The organism is Neisseria bacilliformis, from assembly GCF_014055025.1.
Taxonomy (GTDB): Bacteria; Pseudomonadota; Gammaproteobacteria; order Burkholderiales; family Neisseriaceae; genus Neisseria; species Neisseria bacilliformis.
This window is the reverse complement of record NZ_CP059571.1, coordinates 1,669,976-1,693,578: the sequence shown is the minus strand read 5'-3', so window position 1 is coordinate 1,693,578 and position 23,603 is coordinate 1,669,976. Positions and strand designations below refer to the sequence as shown.

31 protein-coding genes are annotated in these 23,603 nt (G+C 62.5%); 26 read left to right on the top strand and 5 right to left on the bottom strand.

The window, feature by feature from the left end:
- Positions 1–87: 87 nt before the first annotated feature.
- Positions 88–333 (bottom strand): hypothetical protein, encoded by a 246-nt coding sequence (locus H3L91_RS08265; protein ID WP_007343287.1) that lies wholly within the window; start codon positions 331–333, stop codon positions 88–90.
- Between the two features lie 88 nt (positions 334–421).
- On the opposite strand from H3L91_RS08265, the gene H3L91_RS08260 reads away from it, so the two are divergent.
- From H3L91_RS08260 to H3L91_RS08215, 10 genes are all read left to right on the top strand, one after another.
- Positions 422–1,498, top strand: a complete 1,077-nt coding sequence (locus tag H3L91_RS08260; RefSeq protein WP_007343286.1) for a hypothetical protein — start codon at positions 422–424, stop codon at positions 1,496–1,498.
- A 27-nt stretch (positions 1,499–1,525) separates the two neighbouring features.
- Positions 1,526–2,464 carry a hypothetical protein gene (locus H3L91_RS08255; protein ID WP_007343285.1) on the top strand — a complete coding sequence of 313 codons (939 nt, stop codon included), beginning with the start codon at positions 1,526–1,528 and terminating at the stop codon, positions 2,462–2,464.
- Positions 2,465–2,513: 49 nt separating this feature from the next.
- The gene (locus H3L91_RS08250) at positions 2,514–2,852 is read left to right on the top strand and encodes a capsid cement protein (RefSeq protein ID WP_007343284.1); all 339 of its coding nucleotides are present in this window, start codon (positions 2,514–2,516) and stop codon (positions 2,850–2,852) included.
- Between the two features lie 2 nt (positions 2,853–2,854).
- Positions 2,855–3,190 (top strand): hypothetical protein, encoded by a 336-nt coding sequence (locus H3L91_RS08245; protein ID WP_007343283.1) that lies wholly within the window; start codon positions 2,855–2,857, stop codon positions 3,188–3,190.
- Positions 3,191–3,193: 3 nt separating this feature from the next.
- Positions 3,194–3,628 carry a DUF1320 domain-containing protein gene (locus H3L91_RS08240; RefSeq protein ID WP_007343282.1) on the top strand — a complete coding sequence of 145 codons (435 nt, stop codon included), beginning with the start codon at positions 3,194–3,196 and terminating at the stop codon, positions 3,626–3,628.
- On the top strand, positions 3,628–4,107 hold the full coding sequence (locus H3L91_RS08235) for a Gp37 family protein (RefSeq protein ID WP_007343281.1): 480 nt from the start codon (positions 3,628–3,630) through the stop codon (positions 4,105–4,107). Before H3L91_RS08240 ends, H3L91_RS08235 begins: the two co-directional genes overlap by 1 nt.
- Before the next feature lie 19 nt (positions 4,108–4,126).
- Positions 4,127–5,527, top strand: a complete 1,401-nt coding sequence (locus H3L91_RS08230) for a phage tail sheath family protein (protein WP_007343280.1) — start codon at positions 4,127–4,129, stop codon at positions 5,525–5,527.
- Positions 5,528–5,539: 12 nt separating this feature from the next.
- A complete protein-coding gene (locus tag H3L91_RS08225) occupies positions 5,540–6,058 on the top strand; it encodes a phage major tail tube protein (protein WP_007343279.1) in 519 nt (172 codons plus the stop codon).
- Positions 6,059–6,174: 116 nt separating this feature from the next.
- Positions 6,175–6,474, top strand: a complete 300-nt coding sequence (locus H3L91_RS08220) for a phage tail assembly protein (protein ID WP_040659586.1) — start codon at positions 6,175–6,177, stop codon at positions 6,472–6,474.
- A 43-nt stretch (positions 6,475–6,517) separates the two neighbouring features.
- Positions 6,518–6,634 (top strand): GpE family phage tail protein, encoded by a 117-nt coding sequence (locus tag H3L91_RS08215; protein ID WP_239669511.1) that lies wholly within the window; start codon positions 6,518–6,520, stop codon positions 6,632–6,634.
- A gap of 1 nt (position 6,635) precedes the next feature.
- Here the strand turns inward: H3L91_RS08215 and H3L91_RS08210 are convergent, their stop codons facing one another.
- Entirely contained in the window at positions 6,636–6,815 is a 180-nt protein-coding gene (locus H3L91_RS08210; RefSeq protein WP_154647215.1) for a hypothetical protein, read from the bottom strand.
- A 142-nt stretch (positions 6,816–6,957) separates the two neighbouring features.
- Between H3L91_RS08210 and H3L91_RS08205 the strand changes: the two genes are divergently transcribed.
- From H3L91_RS08205 to H3L91_RS08135, 15 genes are all read left to right on the top strand, one after another.
- Positions 6,958–9,648, top strand: coding sequence for a phage tail tape measure protein (locus H3L91_RS08205; RefSeq protein WP_007343276.1), 2,691 nt, complete (start codon positions 6,958–6,960; stop codon positions 9,646–9,648).
- Positions 9,648–10,547, top strand: coding sequence for a phage tail protein (locus H3L91_RS08200; protein WP_007343275.1), 900 nt, complete (start codon positions 9,648–9,650; stop codon positions 10,545–10,547). Before H3L91_RS08205 ends, H3L91_RS08200 begins: the two co-directional genes overlap by 1 nt.
- The gene (locus tag H3L91_RS08195) at positions 10,544–10,759 is read left to right on the top strand and encodes a tail protein X (protein ID WP_007343274.1); all 216 of its coding nucleotides are present in this window, start codon (positions 10,544–10,546) and stop codon (positions 10,757–10,759) included. Before H3L91_RS08200 ends, H3L91_RS08195 begins: the two co-directional genes overlap by 4 nt.
- Positions 10,760–10,768: 9 nt before the next feature.
- Positions 10,769–11,935: a phage late control D family protein gene (locus H3L91_RS08190; protein ID WP_007343273.1), complete on the top strand. Its 1,167-nt coding sequence runs from the start codon at positions 10,769–10,771 to the stop codon at positions 11,933–11,935.
- Positions 11,919–12,542, top strand: coding sequence for a phage baseplate assembly protein V (locus tag H3L91_RS08185; protein WP_007343272.1), 624 nt, complete (start codon positions 11,919–11,921; stop codon positions 12,540–12,542). Before H3L91_RS08190 ends, H3L91_RS08185 begins: the two co-directional genes overlap by 17 nt.
- Before the next feature lie 90 nt (positions 12,543–12,632).
- Complete coding sequence (locus H3L91_RS08180; protein ID WP_007343271.1) at positions 12,633–12,992, top strand: GPW/gp25 family protein; 360 nt, start codon at positions 12,633–12,635, stop codon at positions 12,990–12,992.
- 40 nt (positions 12,993–13,032) lie between these two features.
- The gene (locus H3L91_RS08175) at positions 13,033–14,166 is read left to right on the top strand and encodes a baseplate assembly protein (RefSeq protein WP_007343270.1); all 1,134 of its coding nucleotides are present in this window, start codon (positions 13,033–13,035) and stop codon (positions 14,164–14,166) included.
- Positions 14,167–14,169: 3 nt separating this feature from the next.
- Positions 14,170–14,748 (top strand): phage tail protein, encoded by a 579-nt coding sequence (locus H3L91_RS08170; protein WP_007343269.1) that lies wholly within the window; start codon positions 14,170–14,172, stop codon positions 14,746–14,748.
- Positions 14,748–16,148 carry a phage tail protein gene (locus tag H3L91_RS12500; RefSeq protein ID WP_280525956.1) on the top strand — a complete coding sequence of 467 codons (1,401 nt, stop codon included), beginning with the start codon at positions 14,748–14,750 and terminating at the stop codon, positions 16,146–16,148. The genes H3L91_RS08170 and H3L91_RS12500 overlap by 1 nt, the downstream gene beginning before the upstream one ends.
- A 124-nt stretch (positions 16,149–16,272) precedes the next feature.
- Positions 16,273–17,001 carry a hypothetical protein gene (locus tag H3L91_RS08160; RefSeq protein WP_007343265.1) on the top strand — a complete coding sequence of 243 codons (729 nt, stop codon included), beginning with the start codon at positions 16,273–16,275 and terminating at the stop codon, positions 16,999–17,001.
- Positions 17,002–17,016: 15 nt separating this feature from the next.
- The gene (locus H3L91_RS08155; RefSeq protein WP_007343264.1) at positions 17,017–17,316 is read left to right on the top strand and encodes a hypothetical protein; all 300 of its coding nucleotides are present in this window, start codon (positions 17,017–17,019) and stop codon (positions 17,314–17,316) included.
- Positions 17,317–17,492: 176 nt separating this feature from the next.
- Entirely contained in the window at positions 17,493–17,675 is a 183-nt protein-coding gene (locus H3L91_RS08150) for a Com family DNA-binding transcriptional regulator (RefSeq protein ID WP_007343263.1), read from the top strand.
- Positions 17,648–17,839 carry a hypothetical protein gene (locus H3L91_RS08145; protein ID WP_007343262.1) on the top strand — a complete coding sequence of 64 codons (192 nt, stop codon included), beginning with the start codon at positions 17,648–17,650 and terminating at the stop codon, positions 17,837–17,839. Before H3L91_RS08150 ends, H3L91_RS08145 begins: the two co-directional genes overlap by 28 nt.
- Positions 17,836–18,963: a hypothetical protein gene (locus H3L91_RS08140; protein WP_007343261.1), complete on the top strand. Its 1,128-nt coding sequence runs from the start codon at positions 17,836–17,838 to the stop codon at positions 18,961–18,963. Before H3L91_RS08145 ends, H3L91_RS08140 begins: the two co-directional genes overlap by 4 nt.
- The gene (locus H3L91_RS08135) at positions 18,960–19,544 is read left to right on the top strand and encodes a formyltransferase family protein (protein ID WP_007343260.1); all 585 of its coding nucleotides are present in this window, start codon (positions 18,960–18,962) and stop codon (positions 19,542–19,544) included. The genes H3L91_RS08140 and H3L91_RS08135 overlap by 4 nt, the downstream gene beginning before the upstream one ends.
- A 197-nt stretch (positions 19,545–19,741) precedes the next feature.
- Here H3L91_RS08135 and H3L91_RS08130 read toward each other — a convergent pair whose 3' ends face one another.
- From H3L91_RS08130 to H3L91_RS08120, 3 genes are read right to left on the bottom strand one after another with little or no spacing between them, the layout of a single operon-like run.
- Positions 19,742–20,551, bottom strand: a complete 810-nt coding sequence (locus H3L91_RS08130) for a TonB-dependent receptor domain-containing protein (RefSeq protein ID WP_007343258.1) — start codon at positions 20,549–20,551, stop codon at positions 19,742–19,744.
- Positions 20,487–20,999, bottom strand: coding sequence for a TonB-dependent receptor (locus tag H3L91_RS08125; protein ID WP_007343257.1), 513 nt, complete (start codon positions 20,997–20,999; stop codon positions 20,487–20,489). The genes H3L91_RS08130 and H3L91_RS08125 overlap by 65 nt, the downstream gene beginning before the upstream one ends.
- A 9-nt stretch (positions 21,000–21,008) precedes the next feature.
- Positions 21,009–22,196 carry a TonB-dependent receptor plug domain-containing protein gene (locus tag H3L91_RS08120; protein ID WP_007343256.1) on the bottom strand — a complete coding sequence of 396 codons (1,188 nt, stop codon included), beginning with the start codon at positions 22,194–22,196 and terminating at the stop codon, positions 21,009–21,011.
- Between the two features lie 64 nt (positions 22,197–22,260).
- Here H3L91_RS08120 and H3L91_RS08115 point away from each other — a divergent pair, with 64 nt between their 5' ends.
- The gene (locus H3L91_RS08115) at positions 22,261–23,481 is read left to right on the top strand and encodes a porin family protein (RefSeq protein ID WP_244958454.1); all 1,221 of its coding nucleotides are present in this window, start codon (positions 22,261–22,263) and stop codon (positions 23,479–23,481) included.
- Positions 23,482–23,603: the final 122 nt, after the last annotated feature.

The window sequence follows — 23,603 nt, the reverse complement described above, 5'->3', positions numbered from 1 at the left end:
GCTTTTTTACGGCGTTTTGCCGCGCAAGCGGGTGTTTGCCTGTCTGAGCGCCGAAACGCGCTAAAAACGCAAAATTGGGGTTTTTGTTTAATCGTTCCAATCACGAGTGCAATACCACCGATTGTTCTGGTACTCAAAATTTGCTGTTCGGCGATACTGGGCATCAACAAAACGAACGGCAACAGTAATTTTTCCTTGTCGACTTTCTATCGGTAGTACCACCAACTGCACTTTTTCTGATAACCGCTCTTGCATCAGCTCAGGATAGCGTTTTTGTAACTCTTTCATAAGTTCATTATTTAATTGTTTGCGCGTAAATTCGTTTATAGCCATCTTGGAACTCTCTTTTTTAAAGCGTATTAAAAGATTGGATTATACCCGTGCATGAAAATCGCCCCATCACACCGATGGGGCTTTTTGTATGTCCGAATTTTTTGAAATCTTCCGCGCCGGCACGCACACCGACAACAACGGCCAGCGCATCACCATCAGTGCCGACGACCTGGCGGCGACGGCGGCAGCCTACAACACGGCCGTGCACGAAGCACCGGTAGTCGTCGGCCACCCGAAAACCGACGCGCCCGCCTACGGCTGGGTAGGCAGCCTGAAAGCCGAGGGAAACAGCCTGCTGGCGGACTTTGCCCAGATGGACGCGGCCTTTGCCGAGCAGGTGCGCCAAGGCCGCTACAAAAAGGTGTCGGCCAGCTTTTACCAACCCGACGCCCCCGCCAATCCCGCACCGGGCAAATGGTCGCTGCGCCATGTCGGCTTTTTGGGCGCGCATCCGCCTGCGGTTAAAGGGCTGAAACCGATTGAGTTTAACGAGGCGGAAGCGGGCGTGGTCGAATTTGGCGAGAGCGCCGAACCGGCCACCCTGCTGCGCCGCCTGCTGGCCGCGCTCGGTTTTCAGGCTGCCGATTTTGCCGAAGACCCGCAGCCGAACACATCCCAACCCGAATCCCATCCCACCAACCCCGAACCCAAGGAGCCCGATATGGCCACCGAAGAACAACTGGCGGCAGAGAAAGCCGCCCGCGAACAGGCCGAACAGGCCGCCGCAGCGGCGCAAGCCGAACTGCAGAAGCTGAAAGACGCGCAGGCGCAGTCCGAGCGCGAAGCGGCGCATCAGGAAAACACCGACTTTGCCGAAGGCTTGGTCAAAGCAGGCCGTCTGAAACCTGCCGACAAAGAACTGGTGGTGCAGGCTTTGGACTTTGCCGAGTACCCGCAGCACACCACCGCCGATTTCGGCGAGGGCGACGGCAAGAAAACGCTGTCCGCCGCGTTGCGCGAGTTTCTCGGTGCAGTACTGCCGCAACAGCTGCCTGCCGTCGGCCATCTGGCCAAAGGCGCAACGGCCAAACCCGCGCTTGTGTCCGCCGACTTCGCCGAGAACGCCGACCCCGAAGCATTGAGCCACCACCAGCGCGCGCTGGCGCTGGCGGCCAAAGAAGGCATCAGCTACGCCGAGGCGGCGCGCCGCACGGTATCCGAATAACTTTGATTGTTTGAACAAGGAAACACGATGAGCACTTCTCATTTGAAAAACCTGCGCGGGCAGATCGATCCCGTACTGACGCAGCTGGCGCTGGGCATGAAGCAGGCCGAGTTTGTCGCCGAGCGGATTATGCCCGTTGTCTTTACCGACAAAGAAGGCGTGCGCGTGCCGGTGTTCGGCAAAGGCTCGTTTGTCGAGTACCGCACCGAACGCGCGGTGGGCGCGGCCAGCAATGTGATTACGCTGGATGCGCCGTCCTACCTGCCGGTGGTGCTGGAAGAGCACGATTTGTCGGCGGGCGTGGACTACCGCGAACAGGCCGAAAGCCTGTACGACGAACGCGCCAAAGCCGCCCGCCGTGTGGTGCGCGGCGTGCAGCTGCGCCAAGAAGTCGAAACCGCACAGCTCGTTACCGCCAAATCGGCCTACGAGAGCGGCCACAGCAAAGACCTGTCCGCCACCAAACAATGGAGCGACGGCACGTCCGACCCGATGGAAGACATCGCCAACGCCAAAGAGCTGGTGCGCGCCGCCTGCGGCGTATCGCCGCGCGTACTGGTGGTGGGCGCGAGCGTGCTGCACGCACTGTCCAAGCACGACGGCCTGCGCGGCGCCTTGTCTTCGGGCGAGCGCAAAACGCTGTTGTCGGTCGATCAGATTAAAAACCTGTTGGATTTGGACGACATCATCGTCGGCGCGGCGGTATCCGTGCCCGACGGCAAAAAGCAGACCGCCGACATCTGGGGCAAGTTCGCCAGCCTGATTGTGCGCCCGCACGCCGTTTCAGACGGCAACGACGAGGGCGAACCGGCCTTCGGCTACACCTTCCGCCGCCGCGGTATGCCGCTCGTCGACCGCTTCGACGGCGTGGGCGGCAAGGTGGAATACGCCCGCTACACCGACATCCGCAAAGCGGCGGTGGTCGGCAGCGCGTGCGGCTATTTGTTTGAAAAGGCAGTCGCCTAAACAATTTGAGGCAGCCTGAAAGGCTTTCAGGCTGCCTTGGGAGAGAAAAATGGCTAAAACCAAACAGGTGGTGCTGACCACCACCATCCGCGCGGAAGGCGCAATCGTCGCCAACCGTTTTGTCAACTACGCGGGAAAACAGGCCAAAGCCGGCGAAGCCGTGCTGGGCGTGGCGCCCTACGACACCGCTGCGGGCGATACTGCCGCCGTCGACGCCATCGGCATTGCCGTAGTCGAAACGGGCGGCGCACTGGCCGCAGGCGATGCAGTGGCTGCCGACGCGCAGGGCTGCGCGGTGAAACAGGCGGGCAGTGCGGCCGTTGCCGGATACGCACTCGATGCCGCCGCTGCGGCCAACGACACCGTGCGCATCAAAATCGGAGGCTAGGCATGAAAACCTATATCGCCCACACGCCGCTGATTTTGGAAGATGCAGACGGCCGCGAATACCGCGTCGAAGCCGGCGAAGCGGTGGATTTGACGCCCGAACAGTACGGGCTGGTGGCCGCCCACGTCAGCGAAGCGGAAATCTCCGAATCCGATTTGGCCGCCGCCGGTTATGCGGAAGACGGCGAAACGCCGCTTGAAAACCCGCCCGAGGCGCCGCCGGAAACACCGTCTGAAAACCCGCCCGAGGGGCAGCCTGAAACGGATAAGCAGCCTGAAACGCCGGCTGCCGATGACCAAACGCCCAAACGCGGCCACGGCAAAGGTGCGAAGGAGTAGGCCGTGTACCTCACACGCGAAGACATCGCGGCGGCCGTCGGCAAAGTGGAGCTGGTGCAACTGTCCAACGACGACGGCTACGGCAGCGCGCCGGACTGGGAAATCATCGACCGCGCCATCGCCTACGCCTGCGAGCTGGCCGACGGCTATCTGACCGGCCGCTACCGCCTGCCGCTGGAACCCGCTCCCAGCATCCTGCGGCCGCTGTGCACCGACATCGCACGGCACTGGCTGCATAGCCGCCGCATCAACGCCGCCGAGTTTCCCAAGCCGCTGCAACTCTCTTACGAGAACGCGCTCAAAGTGCTGGCCAATATCCGCGACGGCAAAATCCATCTGGGCGTGCGCGACGATGCCGATGCGCCCGACCGGCCGCAGACCGAAGGCGGGGCGTATCACGTCCGCGCCAAGGCCAAACAAAACTGGGAGGGCTACTGATGGCTGCCACCCTGCCGATACTCACCGCCGTGCGCGACCACCTGCGGGAGCAGCTGGCCGGATACAGCGTCGAGCTGTTTCCCGACAAGCCCGCCCAGTACCGCTTTATGCACCCCAAAGGTGCGGTGCTGGTCGGATACCAGGGCAGCCGTTTCGGCAAGCTGGAAGACACCGGCCGCATTGCCCAGCAGCGCGATCTGACCCTGCATCTGACTGTGTTCGGCCGCGGCGTGCACCACGACGGCGCAGCACTCGACCTGCTCGACGCGCTGCGGCTGGCCGTTGTCGGCTACCGCCCGCCCGACTGCCTGCCCTGCCACTTAATCAGCGAGCAGTTTCTGGCCGAAGACGGCGGCGCGTGGCAGTACCAGCTCTTGGTGCAGACCGAAACCCAGCAGATCGAACAGTACGAAGCCCCGTCCGCACCCAAGCTGACTTCCGTCTATCTGCGGCAGCAGGGCAGCCCGCAAACCCCTTAATCCCAATCAGGAGAACCCTATGGCAGCAGCCTACCACCACGGCACCGAAACCATCCGCATCGATGCCGGTTCCAGCCCCGTCTATACCGTGGACGGCGCGATTACCGCCATTGTCGGCACCGCACCGGCGGGCAAAGTAAACGAAATCGCCGTGTGCCAGACGGCCAAAGACTTCGCCGCATTCGGCGGCGCGCTTACCGGCGCGGGCTTTACCCTGCCCGATGCGGCCAATATCTGGACGCGCTACGGTTCGGGCATCGCCTATGTGATTAACGTCTGCGACCCGGCCAAACACAAAAGCAGCGTGAGCGACGAAGCCCTAAATGTCGATGCCGACACCCTGCGCGCCAAAACCGCGCACCCCGCCATCCAAGCGGGCTACAGCGTATCCGACGGCGCCGCCGCGCTGACCGAAGGTACGGACTACACGCTCGATGCGCTGACCGGCGACATCGTGTTCGCCAGACCGCCCGCCGCCCCGAAAATCACATACAGCTACACCGATCCGGCCAAAGTCAGCGAAGCCGACATTCTCGGCGGCTATGTGGCGGCCACCGGCAAGCGCACCGGTTTGGAGCTGCTTTCCGAGGGTTACAGCCGCTACGGCGCGGACGCCAAAATCATCATCGTGCCCGAGTACGACCAAACCGCCACCTGCGCGGCGGCCATGATTGCCAAGGCCGACAAACTCAAAGCCATCGCCTACATCAGCGCCCCCAAAGGCACCAGCCTGAGCCAAGCCATAGAAGGGCGCGGCTCCTTGGGCACAATCAACTTTCAGACGGCCTCCGACCGCGTCCAGCTGTTTTTCCCGCACGTTGCCGGCCCGCTCGGTTTGGAAAGCCTGGCCACCCATGCCGCCGGCCTGCGCATGAAAACCGACGTCGAAAAAGGCTACTGGTGGAGCATATCCAACCAAGAGCTGCTGGGCGTAACCGGCTTGGAAATCGGCCTGACCGCCCGCGGCGACGACCCGCAGAGCGAAACCAACCGCCTGAACGAAAAAGGCATCACCACCGTGTTCAACAGCTACGGCAGCGGTTTCAAAATGTGGGGCAACCGCCTGGCCTGCTTCCCCAGCGTAAGCCACATCAAAAACTTCGAGGTCGCCCAGCGCACCGGCGACGTGATCGACGAAAGCCTGCGCCGCTACGCCCTGCAATACATCGACCGCCCGATCGAAGACGCACTGCTGGACGCGCTGCTCGAAGGCTACCGCGTCTATCTGGGCAGCCTGAAAAGCATTGTCGGCGCATCGGTGAGCCTCGATTACGACTACGATCTGGCCGACGCCTTTTCCAAAGGCCAGGTGCCGCTGGTATACGACTACACGCCCAAGCTGCCCGCCGAGCGCATCACCAATACCAGCAAAATGACCCGCAAATATCTGGTCAACCTGACCGGACAGGCGGGCAACTGAAAGGTTTGAGACATGAGCATCGAATTAAACGTCATCTACAACGCCGCGCTGTACCTGAACGGCACCACCCAAATCGGCAAGTCCGGCGAAGTGAAGCTGCCCGAAATCGAAATCGAGCAGGACGAATACAAAGGGCTGGGCATGGCCATCGGCGTATCCCTGCCGATGGGCATCAAAGTGGGCGAAGCCGAAATCAACTGGAACGGCTTTTACCCCGACGCCTTCCGCGCGGTGTACGACCCGTTCAAAGCCCAGCAGCTGATGATCCGCGCCGACATCCAGCAGCACAACGCGCTGGGGCGGGTGGAAGAAGTGCCGCTGGTGGCCGTGCTGACCGGCAATTTTTCCAAATCGCCGCTGGGCACCTACAAACCCAAAGAGCGCGCCGAGTTTGCCAGCACCTTTCTCGCCCACGCGGGCAGCCTGAAAGCGGGCGGGCGCGAAATCCTGTATTTCGACGCCTTCACCAACCAGTACCGCGTGGACGGCGCCGACATGTTCGCCAAATTCCGCCGCAACCTCGGCCAGTAATTATTAAAGCCGTTTAAAAGCCGCAAGGCAGCCTGAAAACTAAACTCACCATCTGATTTTGATGGTGGGTTTTGCTTTTGGCCGCCCCACCCGGCGATTTTTTTAAGGACTGGAAAATGGCACAGAACGAAGCGCAGAAGATGCGGGAACAGATGGGCGTTGGCAAAGAAATCAGGCTGTACTGCCCGATCAGGCTGGCGGACGGCACACTGCTGGAAAGCGTAACCGTGCGCCGCGCCAAAGTGGGCGACATCCGCGCGGTGGCGCATTTGGAAGGCGACGCGGCGCAGGAAATCGCCATGATGGCGCGCCTGTCCGGGCTGGTACCCGAAGATTTGGAAAATATGGATTTGTGCGACTACAAGCAGATGCAGGAGTTTTTTCGCACCTGCCAAGAGCCGCCGCGAGCCGTCTGACCCGCAAACCTTCCACCGCCTGCTGGCCGCCGCCTGCGCCGATATGGCGTGGTGGTACGGCTGGCCGCTGCGGGAGATAGACGGGTTGGACATGGAAGACTTCCTGACCTTCCAAAAAGAAGCAGCCCGCCAAATCAAGGCGGGCTATCGGAAAGGCTGATTCAGCGGCGGGCGCGCAGCCTGTGTTTGAGCAGGGCCAGTCCGGCAAACAGACCGCCGGCCAGCGCGCCGGCCAGCAAAACGGGGATTCTGCCCAGCAGCATAAACAGAGCCGCGCCTAGCAGCCAAACCAGCGCGAGCGGCAGCAGTACGGACGCATCCGCAGCGGGGTACGCGGACAATACCCACAAGGCCAAAACCGCCATCCACGCGGCAAAGGACAAAACCGAAACCGCGTCGGCGGTTTCGGTTGAAAATCTTTGCGTATCTGTCGTTCACGGCGCGCTCCTTTTTTCCGGCAAATCATAAGGTCGCAACAGCAATATGGCAAGCAGTTTCTCCATCGGTATCACCATCGGCGCGTCTGTCGGCGCGGCGGTGGCCGGCATCAAAAGCGTCGGCTCGTCTATGAAGTATCTGGGCGAAGTTACCGAAACGCTGAACCGCCGCCAGCGTCTGCTGAAAGAGACGCTGGACAACCCGCTGCGCATGTCCAAACAGCGGGTGGGCGAGTTGCGCCGCGAGTATGTGCAGCTCGGGCAGACCATCGACAAGATTAACGCCAAACGCGCCGACATCGTCAAATTGCGGCATTTGCGCCAGTACCACTATGACAAGCGCGCCGGTTTTAAAGACGAGCTGCTCGGTGCGGCGGCGGCGGGCGGCGTGATTGCCGTTCCCGTCAAGCTGGCTGTCGATTTCGAGTCGGCAATGGCCGATGTGAAAAAGGTGGTGGACTTCGATACGCCGCAGCAGTTCCGGCAGATGGAGCGGGACATTCTCAAACTGAGCCGCGACATCCCGATGGCGGGTAAAGAGCTGGCCGCCATCGTGGCCGCCGGCGGCCAAAGCGGCGTGGCGCGCAAAGACCTGACGGGCTTTGCTTCCGATGCGGCCAAGATGGGCGTGGCTTTCGATATGGCGGCGGGCGATGCCGGCGAGGCGATGGCGACGCTGTCGAACGTGCTGCAAATCCCCATCCCCAAAATCAGCCGTCTGGGCGATGCCATCAACCACCTGTCGGACAATGCCAACTCCAAGGCCGCCGATATCGTCAATGTGCTGACCCGCGTCGGCAGCGACACCAAGCAGCTGGGCCTGACCGAAAACCAGGCCGCCGCGCTGGGCAGTACCTTTTTAAGCATGGGTAAGGCACCCGAGCTGGCGGCGCAGGCGGTGAAAGGGATGGTTACCTCGCTGTCGGTTTTGAAAACAGGCGGGGGCAGGAAAGAACTGGCCAGGCTGGGGCTGACCGCCAAAGAATTTGCCGCCGCCATGAATAAAGACGCCAATGGCGCGATTCTCAACCTGCTGTCGCGCATCAAGCAGCTGCCCAAAGACGAGCAGTTTCCGCTGCTGCTGAAAATGTTCGGCCGCAACTACGCCGACGATGTGATGCTGCTGGCCAACAATGTCGGCGAGTACAACCGCCAGCTGGATTTGCTCTCGGAAAAAGACGCATCGGGCAACTTGAAATACCTCGGCTCGATGCAGCGCGAGTTTGCCAACCGTTCGGCCACCACCGCCAACCAGTTTAAGCTGTTCAAAAACGGTTTGGCCGAGATCGGCATTACCGTCGGCAGCGTGCTGTTACCCGCCATTAACGGCGCGTTGGCATCGGTCAAACCGCTGGTCGGCGCGTTTGCCGACTGGGCGGCGGAAAACCCGAAATTTGTCAGCGGGCTGGTGCATCTGGTTGCGGGTCTTGCCGCTCTGAAAATCGGCGGCCTGGGCTTTCGCTTCCTGCTGAACGAGTGGCGCGGCTTTACCGCCGCCGTAAAACTGGGCAGGGCGTTGCTGGGTGCGGACTGGCTGGTGGCCGTGCTGCGCTTCAAAAGCGGCACGGGCATACTTGCCCGCAGCCTGTCGCTCGGCAAATCGGTTGCGGCGGCGGCTTTTTCCGGTATCGGCAGGGCTTTTTCCGGCCTGCTCCGTTTCCTGTCGCTTGCCCGCACCGCCGTCCTTTCCCTCGGCCGCGCCCTGTTGGCCACGCCCGTCGGCTGGATTGCCGCCGCCCTCGCTGCCGCCGCTTTCCTGATTTACAAATACTGGCGGCCTATAAAGGCGTTTTTCCTCGGTTTTTGGGACGGGCTGACGGCAGCCTTCAAACCCGTGCTGCCGCTGTTTGACGGTTTGGCCGCCGCGCTGGGCGGGATTTGGGAAACCGTGCGCCCGGTGTTGCAGCCGGTTTTGGACTGGCTGGGGGAATTTTTCAGCCTGACGCAGGAATCCGAAGGCGGCGCACGCGGCTTCGGCGAAACCGTCGGCTCGGTTATCGGCGGCATCCTGGCCGCCGTGGTCGAGACCGGCGCGATGATTGTGGACGGCTGGCGGATGATTTTCGACACGCTGTTCGGCGCGGCTGATGCGGCGTGGACGGAAATCAAAACCGCCTTTGACGGCGGCTTGTCGGGCATTTTGGCTTTAATCGTCAACTGGTCGCCGCTGGGCGCGTTTTACTCGGCATTTGCCGCTGTGATGGGCTGGTTCGGCATCGAGCTGCCCGCCAAGTTCACCGGCTTCGGCCAGATGCTGCTGGACGGGCTGGTTAACGGCATCAAATCCAAAGTGGATGCGGTGATCGGCACGGTTACCTCGCTGGTCAACCGTATCAAGTCGGCCTTTACCGGCCCGGTCGCCATCCACTCGCCCAGCCGCGTGTTCAAAAGCTACGGCGGCTATCTGATGGAAGGCTTGCAGCTGGGTATCGGCGCGGCGGCGGGGCGGCCGTTGGCGGCGGTGCAGTCGGTGGCCGGCCGTCTGAAACAGCGTTTCACTGCCGGCAGCGGCCTGTCGGCGGAAATGGCCGCATCGATACGCACCAACGCCGACGAGTTCGCCGCCGCGCGGCAGAATCAGGCAGCGGGCGGCGGCATTACGGTGCATTTTAATCCGACCATCAATGCCCCCGGCGGTGACCCGCAGCAGATTCAGGCTGCCTTGCGGCTGGGTTTGCAGGAATTTGAAACGATGTACCGCCGCATGATGGCGGAAATACAAAGAAGGGCTTACTGATGTACGCGATGCTGGGCGAGGTGCGCTTCGAGCTGTTGCAGAGCTTTACCGAATTTGAAGAGACGCACGGCGCGGATTACGCCAAACACGAAGTGCTGGGCGGCCGCCCGCGCTTGCAGGCGGTGGGCAACGAGCTGACCAAAATCCGCTTCGGCCTGAAACTGCACTGGAAGCTGGGCAGCCCCGATGCCGCCTACAAGGGGCTGGTGGCGGCGAAAGAAGCGCAGCAGGCGCTGTCGCTGGTAACCGGCGCGGGACGTTTTATCGGCTGGTTTGTGATTGAGTCGCTGACCGCCCGCACGCTGGTGCAGGACGCGCAGGGGCGCACGGCGGCGCGGGAATTGGAAGTGTCGCTGACCGAGTTTGTCGGCGACCCGAACAACCCGCTGCCCGCACCCGCCGTTGCTCCGGCGCAGGCAAACCCGCTGCTGTCGCTCCTACCCGAAAGCGTGCGCGGCACGGTTTCCAAGGCCGCCGCGGCAGTGCAGAAAGGCGTGCGCCTGTACCGCGCGGCTGAGCGGGACATCGGGCAGGTGCAGGGTCTGATTGCCCGTGCCCGCGATTTGAAAAACGACCCCGCTGCCGCGTTTTCGGTGTTGGGCGACGCGCTCACGCTCGGCGGTTCGGCCTTGGGCAGGCTCGATGCGCTGCCCGAGTTGGCGCAGTATGCAGGCAGCCTGAAAGGTGCGGCCGGGATGCTGGCCTATGCCGGCCGGGCGTCGCGCCATCTGGCCGACGGCGTGGCGGCCGTGCGGCACGGTGTGGAGAGCCGCAGCATCGGCGCCTGGCTGGACACGGCGGCAGAGTTTGCCGCCGCTGCCAACGACAGCCTGCAAAACGGCGCGGCCGCCGCGCAAAGCCTGACCGCCCATCTGGCGGCGAGAAAGGACGGCGCGTGAAATCGGTATTGCAGCACACCACATCGGCGGGCGAACGCTGGGACTTAATCGCCCACCGCTACTACGGCAACGCGCTGCTGGTCGGCGGGCTGATTGCCGCCAATCCGCACCTGCCGGTATGCGAAGCCTTTGCGGCGGGGCTGACGGTGTTTGTGCCGGTGCTGCCCGCCAAACCGCAGAACCAAGACGATATGCCGCCGTGGCTGCGTTAGGAGTAAAGCATGAACATTACAAATCTGGCCGAACGCCTGTCGGACGCACTTTCAGACGGCCTTGCAGGCAGCCTGAAACCGCCCGCCGCCCATCCGGTTACCCTGCCCGACGTATTGATTCAATACGAGCAAAAAGACATCACCGCCGACATCCGCCCCTATTTTCTGTCGCTGGGCTACACCGACTATCTCGAAGGCCAGTCCGACGAAATCCAGCTCGAACTGGAAGACACCGACGGCCGCTGGCTGCGCTCGTGGTATCCCAATCAGGGCGACAAACTGGCCTTGCAGCTGGGCGACCAGTTTACGGGCATGGTAGATTTGGGCGAATTTGAGATTGCCGAAATCGAATACAGCCATCCGCCGAGCGTAGTCAGCCTGAAAGCGCTGTCCACCGGCATCGGCCATGCCAACCGCACGCTCAAACCCAAAGCCTACGAGCACACCACGCTCGCAGACATCGTGCGGCAGGTGGCCGGCCGTCTGAAACTGTCGGTAACCGGCGAAGTGGCCGACATCAAAATCGGCCGCATTACCCAGTATCAGGAGCGCGACGTCGAATTTCTCGCCCGCCTGGCCCGCGAATACGGCCACAGCTTCAAGATCGTCGGCAAAACGCTGGTTTTTACCCGCAACGACAAGCTCGCGGCACAAGCAGCCGTCGCGCTGCTGCTTCCCGAAGACATCAAAACCGTGCGCCTGCGCGATTTGATTAAAGGCGTGCCGCAGGAAGCGGTGGTCAGCGGCTATGACGCCAAAGCAAAAACCGTGCGCCGCCAAAGCCGCAAGCACAAGCCGTTGCGCCCCAAGGCCAAACGCGCCGCCACCACCGACACGCTCAAAATCACCGCCAATAGGGGTGAGAGCGACGCGCAGCTGGCCGCCCGCGCCGATGCCGCGCTCTCCGATGCGTCGCACAACCAGGTGGCGGGCGACATCACCCTGTTCGGCAATGCCAAGCTGGTGGCCGGGCAGATTGTGCGGCTCAAAGGCTTCGGCCAGTTTTCGGGGCGCTATCTGGTCAAACAGAGCCGCCACGAGCTGCGCCGCAGCACGGGCTACACCACATCGCTGGAAGTGAAGATGGTGGAATACATTGCCGACGAAAGCGAAGGGCAGCCTGAAAGGCCGTCTGAAAACCCAAACAAGGAAACGCAAAATGCAGCAGGACTATGATTTCGGCGCGACGCTCCAATTCGGTACGGTATCGGCGGTGGACGATACGCGCCACGCCGTGCGCGTGAAACTGCCCGCGCTGGAAGACATGGAAACCGACTGGCTGCCGGTGCTGACCTTGGGCGCGGGCGGCAACCGCTTTTACGCGCTGCCCGATGCGGGCGAGCTGGCCGTGTGCCTGTTGGATGCGCGCGGCGAAGGCGGCGTGTGTTTGGGTGTAATCTACAACGATGCCGACCGCGCGTCCGAATCCGACCGCAATATCTGGTGCAAAAAGTTTGCCAACGGCACGGTCATCCGCCACGACCGCAGCAACGGGCAAGTAATGGTCGACACGCCCGGCGATGTACTGGTTAAGGCCGCCAAACAGGTCAAAATCCAAACCCCGAACACCGAAATCACCGGCGACACCGCCATTCTCGGCCATCTGACCTACAGCGCGGGCATGAGCGCGAGCAATGCCGGCGCCGGCGTAGCGGCCAGCATCAGCGGCACGGCCGAGGTGCAGGGCGACATCCTGCTCAACGGCGTCAGTCTCCAAGAGTTTGTCTCAAACCACACCCACCCCGGCGATTCCGGCGGCCAAACCGGCACGCCGCAGCTGTAACCATTTTTAAACCCCTTTAAAAGCCGTTTCAAAGCCCTGCGCCTACCATACGCGCAGGGCTTTGTTATGCCCGCAGATTAAGGAACCCCCGTGAACCCCCGCTCCCGCCACTGGCAGATCGCCCCCGCAGGCAGCCTGAAAGACACCGTCGAAGACGCCGCCGACATCGAGCAGTGCCTGCTCAACATCCTGGCCACCCGCAAGGGCGAAGACGTGTGCCGTCCGACCTTCGGCAGCGGCCACCACGACTACACCGACGCGCCCGAAGACGAGCTGGTGCCCAACTTCGTGCGCGAAATCACGCTGGCGGTGCAAACTTGGGAGAAGCGGGCGAAGCTCGAAGGCATCACCTTCGAAGGCACCGCGCCGCATCTGTATGTGAGCCTGCACTGGCGGGTGGCCGACGATGCCGTCGGCGAAATCTACCGCACGCAGTTTAAGGCAGCCTGAAAGGCCGTCTGAAAGCCGAAACTGAAAAGCAGCCTGAAAAATGGATTGGAACCAAAACGACATCAAAATCGTCGAAGACGATCTGGCCGCCGTACTGGCCGAGACCGTGGCCGACTACGAGCGCCGCGCGGGCAAGGTGTTGCAGCCCGCCCATATCGAGCGACTCATCATCAACACCTTTGCCTACCGCGAAACGCTGTTAAGGGCGCAGGTCAACGAAGCCTACCGCCAGCAGCATCCGCGCTTTGCCACCGGCCTGATGCTGGATTTGTGCGGCGACGACGTCGGCACGCCCCGGCTAAGTGCCCAAAGCGCGCTCACCACCCTGCGTTTTAGCGCGCAGCTTATCGACGGCCAACAGATACCCGTGCCCAAAGGCACGCTGGTTGCAGCCGGACAGGTGTCGTTTGCCACCACCGCAGCGGGCATGCTGACCGCGCAAAGCCCCGCCGTCGAACTGGCCGCCGAGTGCACCCAAACCGGCTTGTCCGGCAACGGCTGGTCGGCAGGGCAAATCAACACCCCGGCCGAGCGGCTGCACCCGACCATCGATGTGGCCGCCGCCAACACCACCGCATCGGCGGGCGGCGCGGAAGCGGAGGACGACGCAGCCTACCGCGAACGCATCCTGCTGGCTTTCGAGAGTTTCAGCGTCGCGGGCCCCGTCGGCGCCTACCAGTATTGGGCGCGGCAGGCCAGCGCCGCCGTGGCCGACGTCCACGTCGCCAACGCGCTTGACGGCGCGGGCAACCCGATAGGCGGGCGCGTCGCCGTAACCGTGCTGGCCAAAGACGGCCTGCCGTCCGCCGAACTCTTGGCCAAGGTTCAGGCTGCCTTATCGGCCGAAGACCGCCGGCCGCTGTGCGACACCGTATCCGTGGCCGCGCCGCAGCCGGTGGATTACCGCCTGGATGCCGAGCTGACCCTGTTTACCGGCGCCAACGCCGCCGAAGTGCTGGCCGCCGCCCGCGCCGCCTGGGCGGACTACGAAAGCCGCCGCCGCGCCAAGCTGGGGCTGGACATCGTGCCGCTCGTTTTTCAGACGGCCTTGAAAGTGGCGGGCGTTTACAACGTAGTGCTGCACGGCCTGCCGCTGACCGAAGTTAAGCCCGACCAATGGGCGCGCTGCATATCGGCCGATATCCGCGCCGCCGCGCATACAGCAGAGGGCTAGGCAATGGCCAAACTCTCCTACGCCGCGATTATCGAACGCGACCAACGCGCCCGCGCGCTGGCCGAACTCGGCCTGCGGCTGGATTTGGCCGAGCTGCCGCGCCTGATGCCGCGCCTGGTCGATTTGGTCGCGCCCGCGCATCTGGAACTCTTGGCCGAAAGCCGCAGCATCTTGGGCGTGGACGGCTACTGGCTGGCCGAAAGCGACGACGCCCGCCGCCGCCTGATTAAAGGCGCGTACGAGCTGCACCGCAAAAAAGGCACGCCGTGGGCCATCCGCGAAATCGTGCGGCGGCTGGGTTTTGGTGAAGTGGAAATTATCGAAGGGCTGTCCAACAAAAAACACAACGGCGAAATCCGCCGCGACGGCCGCTATACCCACGGCCACGCCGACCGCTGGGCGTACTACCGCATTCTGATGTCGGCGCCGATTACCAACGACCAGGCCGCCATGCTGCGTAAAACGCTGGCTGCGTTTGCCCCCGCCCGCTGCGTTTTGGCGTCGCTGGATTACCAACAGGCCGCGCTGCGGCACAACGGTCGCGCCCTGCGCGACGGCCAATTCAACCGAGGAACCGCTTAATGGCAAATCTGACCGAAACCCCTGCCTGGGAAGAAGGCATCTACCAGTTTGAGACATCCGACCCGGTAATGGGCGGCCCAAACGGCATCGACAACCGCCCCACCCGCCAGCTGGCCAACCGCACCCTCTACCTCAAAACCGAACTGGCCAAAGCCGTGCAGGGCATCGGCGGCCTGCAAGCCGTTACCATCGGCGCAGGCGCGGGGCTGACCGGCGGCGGCAGCCTCGCCGCCAACCGCAGCCTCACCCTCGCCACCCCGTCCACCCTCTCCGGCAGCACCGCCAACTGGGCGGGCAGCGGCGGCACCGGCCACACCCACGAGCTGGCCAAAGCCACCGCCACCCTCGCCGGTGTGGTCAGACTCATCGACAACCTCACGGCGGGCGGGCGCGACGCCGCCCTGTCGGCCGAGCAGGGCAAAGAGCTGAAAAAAGCCATAGACGAAGCCGCCGCCGCCTGCCTGCCGCTCACCGGCGGTGCCCTGTCCGAAACCCTCGAACTCAAAGGCTACAACGCCCTCTCGTGGCGCAACGCATCCTCGCCGCGCCCCTACGCCGTCCACCTCATACGCGGCAACGACCCCTACATCGGCCTCGTAACCGACGCGGCCAACATCGACAAAAAATGGGGCAGCGGCAACGACGGCAGCGTCGCGGGCAACTACACCTACTTCTTCCCCAAAGCCTCCGGCACCCTACTGGTTACCGGCAGCGTGGAAAACAGCCTGACATCCAACGCCGCCGCCGTCCCCCTCTCCGCCGCCATGGGCAAAAAACTGGCCGACGAAAAAGCCGACAAAAGCTGGGTAAGCCAGCAGGCGCAGGCCGTGCGCACCGCCCTGAAAAACGAAATCCTCGGCGGCGCGGGCGCGGCCTTCGACACCCTCAAAGAATTTCAGACGGCCTTGGGCGACGACGCCAACTTCGCCGCCACCACCGCAGGCAAGCTGGCCGAAGCCGCCCCCTCCGGCATGATTGCCTACTTCGCCGGCCAAACCGCCCCCGCCGGCTGGCTCAAAGCCAACGGCGCGGCCGTCTCCCGCACCGCCTACGCCGCCCTTTTTGCCGCCGTCGGCACAAGCTACGGCGCGGGCGACGGCAAAACCACCTTCAACCTGCCCGACCTGCGCGGCGAATTTGTGCGCGGCTGGGACGACGGGCGCGGCATCGACGCCAACCGCGCCTTAGGTTCGGCGCAGGCCGACGAATTCCGCGCCCACAACCACGTCACCAACATCAACGCCGACATCCCGACCTACGGCAGCGAGACCGGCGACAGCGTCGGAACGGAAGACGTTTCCCGCGCCGACGACCGCCCCGTCCGCGCCACCACCGGCATGCGCGGCGGCGCCGAAACCCGCCCGCGCAACATCGCCCTCTTGGCCTGCATCAAAATTTGATTTTCAGACGGCCTCCGCCGTTTAGGCAGGGTGTGTTGCGCAAGCCACGCACGCGGTCTCTGCCCGCAAACCAAAGGCCGTCTGAAAAACTTTCAGACGGCCTCCAACCCCGAAAGGAAACAAAATGCCCCAATACCACCCCAAACCCGTCTGCCAGCTCGACGAAAACGGCCTCTACTTCGGCCAAACCCAGGCCGACCCCGACCTCCTGGGCGAAGGCTGGCTGCTCCCCGCCCGCTGCATCGATACCGACCCGCCCGAGCTTTCAGACGGCCAATGCGCTCGCTGGAACGGCACAGGCTGGGACATCCTGCCCGACCATCGCGGCCAAACCGCCTACCGCACCGATACGGGGCAGCTTGAAACCGTCACCGCAGCGGGCGCACTTTCAGACGGCCTCACCCTTATCCCCCCGCCCACTGCCCGCCACACATGGCAACACGGCGCGTGGACACTCACCCCCGAAGCGCAGGCCGAAATCCTCGAAGAAGCCCGCGCCGAACGCCTCACCCAAGCCGCCCGCGCCGCCCAAGCCTTTATCGACACCGCCGCCGGTCTGGCCGAAGTGCCCGAATTTGAAATCCAAACATGGAGCATACAGGCCGCCGAAGCCGCCGCCTGGGAAGCTGACCGCACCGCCGCCACCCCCGTCCTCGACACCATCGCCGCCGCGCGCGGCATCGGCCGCGAAGCCCTGATCAAAAAGGCCGCCAAAAAAGCCAAAGCCTATACCCTGCTCACCGCCCGCACCGCCGGCGAACGCCAGCGCATCGAAGCCCAAATCCGCGCCGCCGAAGATATGGCGGCACTCGCCGCCGTGGAAATCCGCTACACCCTGCCCGAGGCCGTCTGAAAAAAGGAAAAACACATGAAACCAAGCAACGGGCGCGAACGCCTGCGCCTCATCCTGATCGCCGCCGACCAGCTGCTCAACACCCTCGCGGGCGGCTGGCCGGACGAAACCCTGTCCAGCCGCATCCACCGCCGCGCCGTACTGGCCGCGTCGCCCCGCCGCCGCTGGAAAATCGCCCGCGCCCTCGCCAACGCCCTGTTCTTCACCCAGCGCGACCACTGCCAAAGCGCGTACGAGCGGGAACGCACCCGCAGCCACCTCCCGCCCGAAATGCGTGAAGGCCGTCTGAAAAAGGAGAGCGGAACAAAAAGGTAAAGCGCAAAACAAAACCCCGTCCGCAACGGACGGGGCATAGGAAACAAAGACGGCGACGCGGCAGGCGGTTAGGACACCTGCCGCGCCGGCCGAGCAGAAACAGCCTGCATCAGCCAAAGCCGCCACCCTCGAGGGCGGGCGGATTGTATCACTAACGATGTAGGAAACCGCAAAAAATGAAACACCGTTGCACACATTGCAATAAGCTCTTGGCCGTCGGCACGGGAAATTTTGAAATCAAATGCCCGCGCTGCAAGGCCGTGAACCGATTCAGTTCTTTAACAACCCAGAATGCCGCCGAGCATCCGAATCCTCAGAAAGGAAAAAACGGATGCCCGAAAACAACGCCATCCCGCTAAACCCGCCGCCGCAACAAAAAGCGGCCAAACACTACGGCCGTAACGGCTTCCAATACAAACAGCAGTACGGCGTGGTCGTGCTGTGCGAAAGCGAGCCGCACCAGCAGCAGGTGTACGCCGCGCTGAAAGCGCAAGGTTTGAAATTAAAGGTGGTAACCGTATGAAAATCCAAATCAACCATCGCTGTTCGGATTTCGACAGCTACCGCGCCGCCGCTGTGAAATCGCTGTTTAATGTGGAAACCGGGGCAAACTTTAACCTAAGCGCGGATTTGCCGCTGGATGAGCAACCGTGGCAGATCGGCGTGGTGGTCGGCTCTTCCGGCTCGGGTAAAACCAGCATCGGCAAAAAGCTGGGGCACATCTACGCGCCCAAATGGGCGCGGGATGTGCCGATTGTAGATGCGATTGCACCCGATGGCGCATTTAACGACATTACCGCCGCGCTGGCTTCGGTGGGTTTGGGCAGTGTGCCGACATGGCTGCGCCCGTACGCCGTGCTCTCAAACGGCGAGCAGTTCCGCGCCAATCTGGCACGACTGCTGTGCGAAGCACCGTCCTTTGCGGCATTGGACGAGTTCAGCTCGGTGGTCGACCGCCAAATCGCCCAAATCGGCGCGGGCGCGTTTGCCAAAGCATGGCGCCGTACGACGGGGCAGGTAGTACTGCTGTCCTGCCACCACGATATTTTGGACTGGGTGCAGCCCGACTGGGTGCTGGATACCGACACCGGCCAATTCCAATGGGGGTGGGTCAGGCAACGCCCAAAACTCGAGCTGGAAATATACCCTTGCCGACAAGCCGACTGGCGCCTGTTTGAGCCGCATCATTATTTAAAACTGCCGCCGATGATTGCCGCTACCCACTACATGGGTTTGGTCAACGGCCAGCCTGTGGCGCATATCGCGTTCAGTACCCGCCCCGGTTTGGTCGAAGCGCGGGCGTGCCGTTTGGTGGTGCTGCCTGAGTGGCAGGGCGCGGGCGTAGGCATGCGCTTTCTCAATGCCTGCTGCGAGATGTGGCTGCGCGGCGAAAACCGCTACCGAAAGCCCATGCGCACGCTGTTCCACACTTCACATCCGGCGTTGGCCAACGCTCTGCGCCGCGACAAAAAGTGGACGCAGGTATCGGCGGTTTTATACGGCGGCAACAAAGCCCGCTCCGCCGCCAGCATACGCCGCTCGGCGGAGCGCACGAGCGGCGGGAAAACCGGCAACGCTGTGGGCTACGGCGGCCACTTCCGCGCCGTACAGGGCTTCCGCTATCTGGGAGAGGGGGAGGACGCATGAGGATAACCATCATCGGCCAAAAATGGCTGGCCGCCGAGCTTTTGCAGCAATGCCTGCGCGACGGCCATCAAGTCACCGCTGTCTACGCGCCGAACAGCGCGGACAGACTGTTTCAGGCAGCCGCCGCCCACGGCGTACCGGCGCAAACCGCGCTGCCCGCGGCCCTACCCGAATGCGACGTCATCCTTGCCGCCCACGCCCACGTCTTCATCCCGAAGAGCCTGCGCGATCAGGCGCGCTACGGCGCCGTCGGCTACCATCCTTCGCTGCTGCCCCGCCATCGCGGCCGCGACGCCGTGCGCTGGGCTGTCCATATGCGCGAGCCCGTTACCGGCGGCACCCTATACCGCATGGACGACGGCGCCGACACCGGCGGCATCCTGCTGCAGGACTGGTGCCACATCCGCGCCACCGATACCGCACAAAGCCTGTGGCAGCGCGAACTCGCCCCAATGGGGCTGCGCCTGTTCGGCCAATACCTGACCCGCCCCGACATCCCCGCCGTGCCGCAGGACGAAACACTGGCCACCTTCGAACCGGCATTCACGCGGCAGCGGCTTGGGGGCGAACGGCGACCGTGAAAACCGTCCCATTCAAACCGGCTTTAATACCGGTTTGAACAGGGTTTAACAGTAAAAGGGACGATGTCGTCCCTTTTTGCTTTGCCGCTTCCCATCCGTCATCAAACGCGGCACCACCGACCGATACAAAAATTCCCGCCTTTGTCCGGCGGGAATTGAAATGATGTTGCACGGTGTGAAACAAATCAGAGGTCGGTTTATCTCAACGTAAGGCACGGATTTTTCGCGCGCGGCATCATGGTGTTGCGGTAGTAGGCGAGTTTCACGTCGGCGTGTTCGGCTTTCAGACGGCCTGCAAGGTCGTAGGTGTAGCCGAATTCGATGTTGGTGCCGCGCTCGGGTTTTACGGTGTAGAAGGTGGGGGTGGAACCGGAGAAGCCGACGGTGGATTCGAAGATGCTGGGGAAACGGGTGGTGCGGGTGTAGCGGGCATACACGCGGCTGTTTTCGGTGGGGCGCAGGGTTACGGCCAGCACGGGCTGCCAGCCGCTGACACCGCCGGTTTTTTTGACTTCGGGAAACTCTTCCGGCGCGTCGTGGGTACCCGGTTCGCCCATTTTGACATCGTAGCCGTTTTCGGCGGCCAGCATGCCGTTGCCCAGCGGGCTGTCTTCTTTGTGGAATTTGTTGTCGTCTTTGCGGGCATCCCAGCGGTAGCTGTATCCGCGATATGCCGAGGGGTCGCCGCCCTGTATTTCGCCTTCAAAATAGCTGCCGCCATTGCCGAATTTGCCTTTGCGCCGCCATTCGCTGTATGTCGGGTTGTTGTCGATAAAGCCGTAGTAGGTTTTGTACATTTTTTCTTCGCGCGGTTCGAAGGTTTCTTTGATTTTTTCTTCGCGTTCGCCGAATCTGTTTTCCAGCTCGGTGTATTCGTCCCAGAAGTATTTTTCGTCTTCGCAGTCGCTGCGGTCGCTGCCGCTTTTGCCGGCGCATTTGATGTCAAACAGTTTTTGCCCGGGCCTTCCATTGGTAGAGCGGATCGAGGGCGGTGTCTTTTTCAGCATCGATGGCTTCGTTTTCAGTCTTGAAACGGTTGTATGCCTGCTGTAAATCGGCGGGAGCAGGCATTTTCCAGTTGACATAGCGGTATTCTGTTCCTTTGGCACGGTAAAACCGGTCTTTGGCCGCCCGCCCGCGTGCCAGTCTGCGGTCGAAGGCGGCATAGCCGTTTTTGCGTGCGCCCGCGCTGATGCTGATCCAGTCGGCAGGACGCCAGTCGAAGCGGAAGGAGGTGTCCCATTGTTTGTGCCAGCCGTCGCGTGCTTGGGTGCGAAAGATGGAAGGGTTGGCTTTTTCCAAGGGGTCGTTCCACCAGTTGTCTTTGGAGGTGAGGCTTTCGCGCTGGTAGCTGCCGGCCAGCGTGAGATCGAGTTTGTCGTTCAGTTTGAATTTGTTGCTGGTGGTGATGCCCCAGCGTTTGTCGTCGGAATAGGTGAGGGAGGTGTTGCGCAAAACGTTTTCCTAAGGTTTGGTTTCGGGTGTGGAGGGGTAGAAATAGAAAGGCTCGCGCGGGTGGCCGCCGCTGGTGTGGGTGTGCAGGTTGTTGCGGGTGGCCCACAGGTTGGCGTGCAGGTCGATATAGGGGGTGGGCGGATTCCATTTGTAGTCGAGATTGGCGGCTTGGGTGTGCACCCTGCTGCTCGGCCATTGTGCGACTGTGCCGATGGCGTATTTTTGCAGGAAACGGGAGTAAGGGCTGCCGTTGTTGAAATAGCCTTCTTCCTTAAATTTTTTCAGGTTGTATCTGCCTTCCCCCAAACGGGAGGGCATGATTTCGCCGTATTCGGCGCGGGTGTCGCGCCAGCCCAGTTGCAGCCGCTGGTAGGGGGTGGGCTTCCATGTGGCTTTGAGCAGCAGAGATTTCATGTCGCTGGATGTGTTGGGCACTTCCGCGCCGGGGTAATAGAGATGGGCAAGGTAGCGGGTGTAGGCATGGGCTTCTTCGGCGGAGGCGGGGTCTTGCCGATAGTATTTGCTGCCGTTTCTGCCTGCATAGTGGTTGCCTTTGTGCCGCCAGACGTAGGCGGCCATCAAATCAAAATCGCCCCAGCGTTTGGCTAGGGCAATTCTCGCCGCTTGGTCTCTGCCAAGTGCATACCGCCCGCCTTTTTTTGCATGGCGCATCAAGTCAGGATCGACAAAATAGTTGAAATCCAGTTCTTTACCTGAGTTTGGATCATTTTGCACCTTAATCCCCTGCTGCATTGACGGCCAGCGCGGACGCACGGCGTTGGTGCTGGCTTCCACTTTGGCATCGATGCCGAAGTCTTTGCCTTCCTGCAAAATATCGTCGGTTTCCAATGTTTTAATGGCTACGCCGCCGCCGACCGAGTTGGCCACGTCGCGGCTGAGGGCGGGGCCTTTTTCGATGGTCATGCCGCCGATGAGCATGGGATCGATGTAGTTGCGGTTGTTCGCGCCGTTGTAGCCGCGCCAGACGGTAATCGCCTGCTCGGTGCCGTCCACGGTAACAGGCACGCGGCCTTGCCCTTGAATGCCGCGTATATTGGAATCTAATGCGCCGCTGTTGCGCGCATCGCCGCTCTGCACGCCGACCAAGCCTTTGAAAATATCGGCGGGGGCTGCGCCTTTGAAGCGTTCCACTTCCTCCTTGCCCGAGTAAACCGTGGACATATCGTTGTCGTACACGCGGTCTTTGCCCGCTTTGTCGCGGATGCCGTGCCTGCTGCCTTTGACGGTGATTTGTTCGAGATTGGCCGATTCTCTGATTTTTGCGGGTGTATCGTCGGCGTGGGCGGAGGCGGCGCGGCTGCTGGCGGCCTACCGCGCAACGGACGGCCACGATGAAAATCTGGCCGCGTTCACCGAGGCGAGCATCGCGCGTTTGAACGGCGATTATGCGGGGGCGTTGCGCCAATATGCCGATCTGCTGGCGCGGCAGCCGGATTTTGCACGGGCGCGGCTGGACTATGCGAAAACGCTGTTCGACGACAAACAGACGCGCGAGGCGCAGGCGCAGTTTGCCCGGTTGCAGCAGGAAGAGTTGCCCGAGCCTGTGCAGCAGAACATCGCGGCCTATCTCAACGCGGCCAAAGTGCGCGGGGCGTGGCACGGCTCGCTTGCCGTCGGCGGCGTGCGCAACAGCAATGTGCGCGAAACCACCGGCGAAACCTACTGTTTTGACCCCTACGGCCTCACCTGCGCGCTCACCGCCGCGCCCGAAGCGGCCGAAGGATTCACCTACGAAGCCTCGGCGGAAAAACACCGTGCTCTGGCCGGACATCACGGCCTGTTCGCCCGCGCCACGCTTTACGGCACGCGTTACAAGCATTTCCCCGACAGCAGCGAAGACACGCTGAACGTGTCGGCGGGCTACCGCTACTCGTCGGCCAAAAACACCTGGTCGGCCGCGCCCGTGGCCGAGTGGGGCAGGGCGGACAGCAGCCTGCTCTACCGCAGCGCGGGGCTGCGCGGCGAATGGCAGCACGATTTTTCCGAGCGTACCGCCCTGAGCGCGGAGGCCGAATACCGCGAAATGCGCTACGCCGAAGACTACGCGGGCAACGACGGCCGCCTGTTTTCACTCTACGCCACGCTGATGCACGCCCCGTCCGATGCCTGGATGCTCTACGGCGGCGCGAACGTGCAAAAGCGCAAAACGCAGAGCGAGGCCACCGGCTATCTGACGCACGGCTTCCAAGCGGGGGCGCAATACCGGCGCGGCGACGCGTTTTCCCTGCGCCCGCACGCCGCGCTGCGCTACCGCCGCTACGGCGGTTTCAACCCGTGGATACAGGTGCGCCGCAGCGACAGCGAGCAAAGCTACTCGGCCACGCTGAAAATTCCGCGCTGGAAAATCGCCGGCTTCACCCCCGTTTTCCACGTCCGCCACACGCGCGTGCACAGCAACGCTGGCTGGCTGGCCGGCTGGCGCAAAAACGAAGCGGGGATACGCTTGGAGCGGTTTTTCTGACAGGTATGGTTTCGTGAGGCCGTCTGAAAAGCGGGTTTGGCTTTTCAGACGGCCTCTGATGTTGGGTAGGGTGTGTGGCGCAAGCCATGCACGCGGTTTCGGGTTTGGGGGAGACTGGCGGG